The 5679-nt window shown below is 69.3% G+C and carries 8 protein-coding genes; 5 read left to right on the top strand and 3 right to left on the bottom strand.

The window, feature by feature from the left end:
• The coding region (locus RMO85_RS04710; RefSeq protein WP_310526778.1) for a DUF3093 family protein at positions 1-191 on the bottom strand (191 nt) is incomplete at its 3' end.
• 56 nt (positions 192-247) lie between these two features.
• On the opposite strand from RMO85_RS04710, the gene dut reads away from it, so the two are divergent.
• From dut to RMO85_RS04690, 4 genes are all read left to right on the top strand, one after another.
• Positions 248-727: a dUTP diphosphatase gene (gene dut / locus RMO85_RS04705; protein ID WP_397203116.1), complete on the top strand. Its 480-nt coding sequence runs from the start codon at positions 248-250 to the stop codon at positions 725-727.
• Between the two features lie 73 nt (positions 728-800).
• Positions 801-1442, top strand: a complete 642-nt coding sequence (locus RMO85_RS04700) for a DUF3710 domain-containing protein (protein WP_310526776.1) — start codon at positions 801-803, stop codon at positions 1440-1442.
• Between the two features lie 7 nt (positions 1443-1449).
• A complete protein-coding gene (locus tag RMO85_RS04695; protein WP_310526775.1) occupies positions 1450-1815 on the top strand; it encodes an OB-fold nucleic acid binding domain-containing protein in 366 nt (121 codons plus the stop codon).
• Positions 1812-2537: a DUF3159 domain-containing protein gene (locus RMO85_RS04690; protein WP_310526774.1), complete on the top strand. Its 726-nt coding sequence runs from the start codon at positions 1812-1814 to the stop codon at positions 2535-2537. Before RMO85_RS04695 ends, RMO85_RS04690 begins: the two co-directional genes overlap by 4 nt.
• A 15-nt stretch (positions 2538-2552) precedes the next feature.
• Here RMO85_RS04690 and RMO85_RS04685 read toward each other — a convergent pair whose 3' ends face one another.
• Complete coding sequence (locus RMO85_RS04685) at positions 2553-3224, bottom strand: TrkA family potassium uptake protein (RefSeq protein WP_310526773.1); 672 nt, start codon at positions 3222-3224, stop codon at positions 2553-2555.
• A 2-nt stretch (positions 3225-3226) separates the two neighbouring features.
• Positions 3227-3889 (bottom strand): TrkA family potassium uptake protein, encoded by a 663-nt coding sequence (locus RMO85_RS04680; RefSeq protein WP_310526772.1) that lies wholly within the window; start codon positions 3887-3889, stop codon positions 3227-3229.
• A gap of 37 nt (positions 3890-3926) precedes the next feature.
• Here RMO85_RS04680 and RMO85_RS04675 point away from each other — a divergent pair.
• Positions 3927-5679 (top strand): APC family permease (locus RMO85_RS04675; RefSeq protein ID WP_310526771.1); only part of this gene is annotated, 1753 nt, incomplete at its 3' end.

Below are 5679 nucleotides of genomic sequence, written 5' to 3'. Positions count from 1 at the left end.
CCGTCGACGCTGATGCGCGCTGCGCCGTACGACACGAACAGGGCGACCATCAGGGCGAGAGCCACCCCGGTCACGGCCCAGGCGACCGGGAGCGGCACGGCGACGACCAGGGCCAGCCACAAGGTGGCGATGAGCATCGTCCCCTGCACCCACCAGCGCAGCGGCACGCTCAGCCGTTCCGCGAACTCCACGGCGCAGAGCCTATGGGGGCGCTGCATGACGGCCGCTGGCGGGTAGATTCCCGCCCGTGTCCGACCAACCTCTCGACCAGCCGACCGGCGACCTCGACGTCGCGATCGTCCGCCACGACCGTGACCTCCCGCTGCCGGCCTACGCCCACCCCGGTGACGCCGGCGCCGACCTCCGGTCCACGATCGACGTGACGCTGGCTCCGGGGGAGCGCGCACTCGTGCCCACCGGCATCTCGGTGGCCCTGCCGACCGGTTTCGTCGCCCTCATCCACCCACGCTCGGGGTTGGCGGCGAAGCACGGACTGTCCATCGTGAACACGCCCGGCACCGTCGACGCCGGCTACCGGGGCGAGATCAAGGTGCTGCTGGTCAACCACGACCGGGCGGCGGCGGTGAGCCTCAAGCGCGGCGACCGGATCGCCCAGCTCGTCATCCAGCGCTTCGAGCGCGCCCGCTTCATCGAGGTGGACGCACTCCCCGAGTCCGTGCGTGGCGCGGGGGGCTACGGTTCTACTGGCGGCTTCGCACCCGCGTGAGCGGTGTGTCGCCACCCGCATCTTCCACAGGAACACTGTGCTACCCCGCAGCGCCACGAATGGAGTGACTGACGTGAAGTTCGGCCGCAAGTCGGAGCCCACCCCCGAGGCGACCGCCCAGTCGAGCGGCGACGCCGCCGACACGGCGGCCGCACCGACGCAGCCGCGCACGGATGGTCCCTTCGACGAGTCACAGGTCGTCGACGACGGCGTGCACCGCGTGGACCTCGGGTCGCTGCTGGTTGCGCCCAGCGAGGGCCGCGAGCTGCGCCTGCAGGTGGACGAGGCGAGCGGCACGGTCCAGGCGGTCATGCTCACCGGTCAGGACGGCGCGCTGGAGATGCAGGTCTTCGCCGCCCCGCGCCACGGCGACCTCTGGAGCACCGTGCGTCCGCAGATCCAGGCCGACATCACCGGCCGTGGCGGCCAGGCCGAGGAGCGCGAGGGCCGCTTCGGCACCGAGCTCGTCTGCCAGATGCCGGTCCAGAAGCCGGACGGCACGGTCGGCCTCCAGCCCTCCCGGATCATCGGCATCAACGGCGAGCGGTGGATGCTGCGCGCTTCCTTCCTCGGTCGCCCGGCCCTGGCTCCGGAAGATGCCGGGGACTGGGAGGACGCGCTGGCGCAGGTCGTCGTACGCCGCGGGGCGGGCGCGATGCCGGTCGGCGAGCCGCTTCCGGCGACCCTGCCCGACCAGGCCCGACGGGTGACCTGAGCGCGTCGTGGGCGACAACAAGAGCCGACTGAGACGCAATCTCTCCCGCTGGGCCGACAGCGGCGAGGCGCACGCGCGTGACCTCCGGGCGACCCACTCGGGTGCCGATGAGGTGTCGATCGCCGACGCGCCGGACCGCGAGTTCGTGAGTCTTCGCGGCACGATCAAGACCGTGACGCTGCGTCCGCGCGGCGGCGTGCCGGCCCTCGAGGCTGAGCTCGAGGACGGTACCGGCGTGATCACCATCGTCTGGCTCGGTCGCCGTCGCATCGCCGGCATCGGCCCCGGGCGGGCGATGCGCGTCGAGGGTCGGATCGGGACCGCGACCGGGCATCGAGTGCTGTTCAACCCGCGCTACGAGCTGATGGCGTGACCGACGCCGTGAAGTCCGGGACGCCTACCTCCGTCGAGACCGTGGAAGCCGTGGTCCGCCGACAGCTCTCCGAGGCCCTCGGTGGCCGCCGCGGCATGGTCGAGGCCGCCGTACCCACGATCGCTTTCACCGTCTTGTGGCTGACGACCCGCGAGCTCAACGTCGCGCTCGCGGTGAGCGTGTCGGCCGCCGTGGTGCTGCTCGTGCTCCGCCTCGTCCAACGCTCGAGCGTGCAGTTCGTGGTCAACGCGCTCGTCGGCATCGGCATCGGCTGGCTGTTCGTGGCGCGGTCCGCGGCCGCCGGCGGCAGCGAGCAGGAGCAGGCGCTGGCCTACTTCCTGCCCGGGATCCTCTACAACTCCGCCTACACCGTGGTGCTGGCCCTGACCTGCCTCGTCGGCTGGCCGATCGTCGGCTTCATGGTCGGCAGCGTCACCGGTGATCCGACCGCGTGGCACCGGGACCGGCAGGTGGTGAAGCTGTGCACCCGCCTGACCTGGCTGCTGGTGCTGCCGTGCCTTGTGAGAGTTCTCGTGCAGGCGCCCATCTGGCTCGCCGGCAACTCCGGGTCGATGGACCCCGACACTGCAGTGGCGGTCCTCGGGGTGCTCAAGATCGTGCTCGGCTGGCCACTCCAGCTCGCCGCTCTCGGCGCGATGGTTTGGGTGCTGGCGCGCAACCACACGCCGATGAGCGAGCCTGCTGCCGAGCCCGCTGCCTGACGCTGCGGCGTGGGGTCAGCCGCCGTGGGTGCGCGGGGAGAGCAGTCGCTCGAGCTCTTCCTCGACGTCGGACGCGGCGACGAACAGCAGCTCATCGCCGGCCTCCAGCGGCTGTTCGCCGCTCGAGGTGTAGACCTGCCCGTCGCGCAGGATCGTCACGAGCGCGCAGTTGTCGGGGAACGGCACCAGACCGCTCGGCGTACCGACGTAGGGAGAGTCGGTGGGCAAGGTCATCTCGACGAGGTTGGCGTTGCCCTGGCGGAACGTGAACAGTCGCACGAGGTCGCCGACACTGACGGCCTCCTCGACGAGCGCGGACATGATGCGCGGGGTCGACACGTTGACGTCGACGCCCCAGGCCTCGGTGAAGAGCCACTCGTTGTTGGGGTGGTTGACCCGGCCGACCGTACGGGGCACCCCGAACTCGGTCTTGGCCAGCAGCGAGGTCACGAGGTTGGCCTTGTCGTCCCCGGTCGCGGCGATCACCACGTCGCACTTGTCGAGCTGGGCCTCCTCGAGGGAGGACAACTCACACGAGTCGGCGAGCAGCCACTCGGCGTTGGGCACCCGCTCGGGCCGGATCGCGGTGGGGGACTTGTCGATCAGGAGCACCTGGTGACCGTTGTCGATCAGCTCGCGGGCGATCGAGCGCCCGACGGCGCCCGCTCCGGCAATGGCAACGCGCATCTCTAGTGCTCCTCGGGTCCGCGGTCGAGCACGGAGTAGGCGTGCGCTGCTGTCTCTTCACGCATGACGAGGTGCAGCATGTCGCCTTCTTGGATGACGGTCTCGCGGGTCGGGATCATGCCCTCGCCGAGGCGGTCGATCCACGCGATGCGGCTGCGCGACTGCTCCTGGAAGTGGATGGTCCGTTCGCCGACCCAGCGTTCGGGCACCTGGATGTGATCGACCCTGATCGTCCCCGACGGGTCGCGGAAGTCAGGCTCGGCGCCCGCGGGCAGAATGCGCCGCAACACCTGGTCGGCCGTCCACTTCACCGTGGCGACCGTGGTGATGCCGAGTCGCTGGTAGACCTCGGCGCGGCCGGGGTCGTAGATACGCGCGACGACCTGCTGGATCCCGAAGGTCTCGCGCGCCACCCGCGCGGCGATGATGTTGGAGTTGTCCCCACTCGACACGGCAGCGAAGGCGTCGGCGCGGCGGATGCCGGCCTTCTGAAGAACCTCCTGGTCGAAGCCGTATCCGGTGATCTTGTCACCGTTGAAGGAAGGACCCAGCCGGCGGAACGCGTCGGGGTCGCTGTCGATGACGGACACCGTGTGGTTGCGATCCTCGAGGCTTCGGGCGAGGGTCGAACCGACCCGGCCACACCCCATGATGACGACATGCACGAGGGAACCGTATCCCAGGTGACTACGCTGTCCCCTCGTGAGTGTCGGCGACGTATCCAAGCGCATCCTGCTCGGGCGAAAGCTCCGCAGCAGCCAGTTGGGCGAGACCTTGTTGCCGAAGCGGATTGCGCTGCCGGTCTTCGCCAGTGACGCGCTCTCCTCGGTGGCCTACGCCCCCGACGAGATCTTCATCATGCTCAGCGTGGCCGGTGCGTCTGCGTACACCTGGAGCTGGAAGATCGGCCTGGTCGTGGCCCTGGTGATGCTCACCGTGGTCGCGTCCTACCGGCAGACCGTGCACGCCTATCCGTCCGGTGGCGGTGACTACGAGGTGGCCACGGTCAACCTGGGCCGCAACGCCGGCATCACCGTGGCCAGTGCCCTGCTCGTCGACTACGTACTGACTGTCGCGGTCTCCATCTCGTCGGCCTCGCAGTACGCCGCGGGCGCGATTCCCTCGCTGATCGGTCACGAGGCCATGGCGGCCAGCGGCGCGGTCGTGGTCCTGGCGGCGCTCAACCTGCGCGGCGTTCGCGAATCGGGCGCCTTCTTCGCCGTCCCGACCTACCTCTTCATGGTCGCCATCCTCGGCATGTGCGCCTATGGCCTGGTGCAGCTGCTGACGGGCAACCTGCCGATGGCCGAGAGCTCCGAGCTGCTCATCGAGCCCGCGGAGGGCTGGGACGGCCCCCTGACGCAGGTGGCGATGGTGTTCTTGCTGGCGCGCGCCTTCTCGTCGGGCTGTGCCGCCCTCACCGGGGTCGAGGCCATCTCCAACGGGGTGCCCGCCTTCAAACGACCCAAGAGCAAGAACGCCGCGACCACCTTGCTGCTCCTCGGGCTGATCGCCGTCTCGATGATGATGAGCGTGATCGTGCTCGCCCACCAGATGAGCATCCGGTACGTCGACCCGCACGAGCTCGCCCGGCTGCGGAGCGCCGGCGGGGGAGCCCTGCCCGTCGGCTACGAGCAGCACCCGGTGATCTCCCAGATCGCGAACGGCGTCTTCCACGCCTTCTCGCCGGGCTTCTACTTCGTCGTCACGGTGACCGGCATCATCTTGGTCCTGGCGGCCAACACGGCGTTCAACGGCTTCCCGGTGCTCGGCTCGATCCTGGCCCAGGACGGGCTGGCGCCGCGCTCCCTCGGCTCACGCGGCGACCGCCTCGCCTACAGCAACGGCATCGTCTTCCTCGCCGCGATGTCGATCATCCTGATCGTCATCTTCGATGCCGAGACGACCAAGCTCATCCAGCTCTACATCGTGGGTGTCTTCGTCTCCTTCAACCTCAGCCAGCTCGGGATGATCCGGCACTGGACACGCCACCTGAAGGACACCACCGACCCGGCGACGCGCCGCCGGATGATGCGCTCGCGGGCGATCAACACGTTCGGCCTGGGCATGACGGCGGTGGTGCTGGTGATCGTGCTGGTCACCAAGTTCCTCGCCGGCGCCTGGATCACGATCATCGCGATGGTCGTGTTCTTCCTGATCATGAAGGGCATCAGCAGCCACTACGCCCTGGTCGAGGCCGAGCTCGCCGCGGACGAGACCGACAAGCTGCTGCCGACCCGCGTGCACGCCATCGTCCTGGTCTCCAAGTTGCACAAGCCCACGCTGCGGGCACTCGCCTTCGCCAAGGCGACTCGCCCCAACCTGCTCGAGGGCGTCTACGTCTCCATCGACGCGACCGCCACCAACCGGTTGCTGGAGGAGTGGGACGAGCGCAACCTGGACACGCCGCTCAAGGTGCTCCACTCGCCGTACCGCGAGATCGTGCGACCGATCG

The organism is Nocardioides sp. (genome assembly GCF_031422975.1).
Classification (GTDB): domain Bacteria; phylum Actinomycetota; class Actinomycetes; order Propionibacteriales; family Nocardioidaceae; genus Nocardioides.
This window is presented reverse-complemented; position numbering and strand designations above follow the sequence as displayed.

Bases quoted from the DNA above. Each gene is read 5' to 3' on its own strand.
- RMO85_RS04685 (WP_310526773.1), bottom strand. From the start codon at position 3,224: ATGCGCGTTGCCATTGCCGGAGCGGGCGCCGTCGGGCGCTCGATCGCC.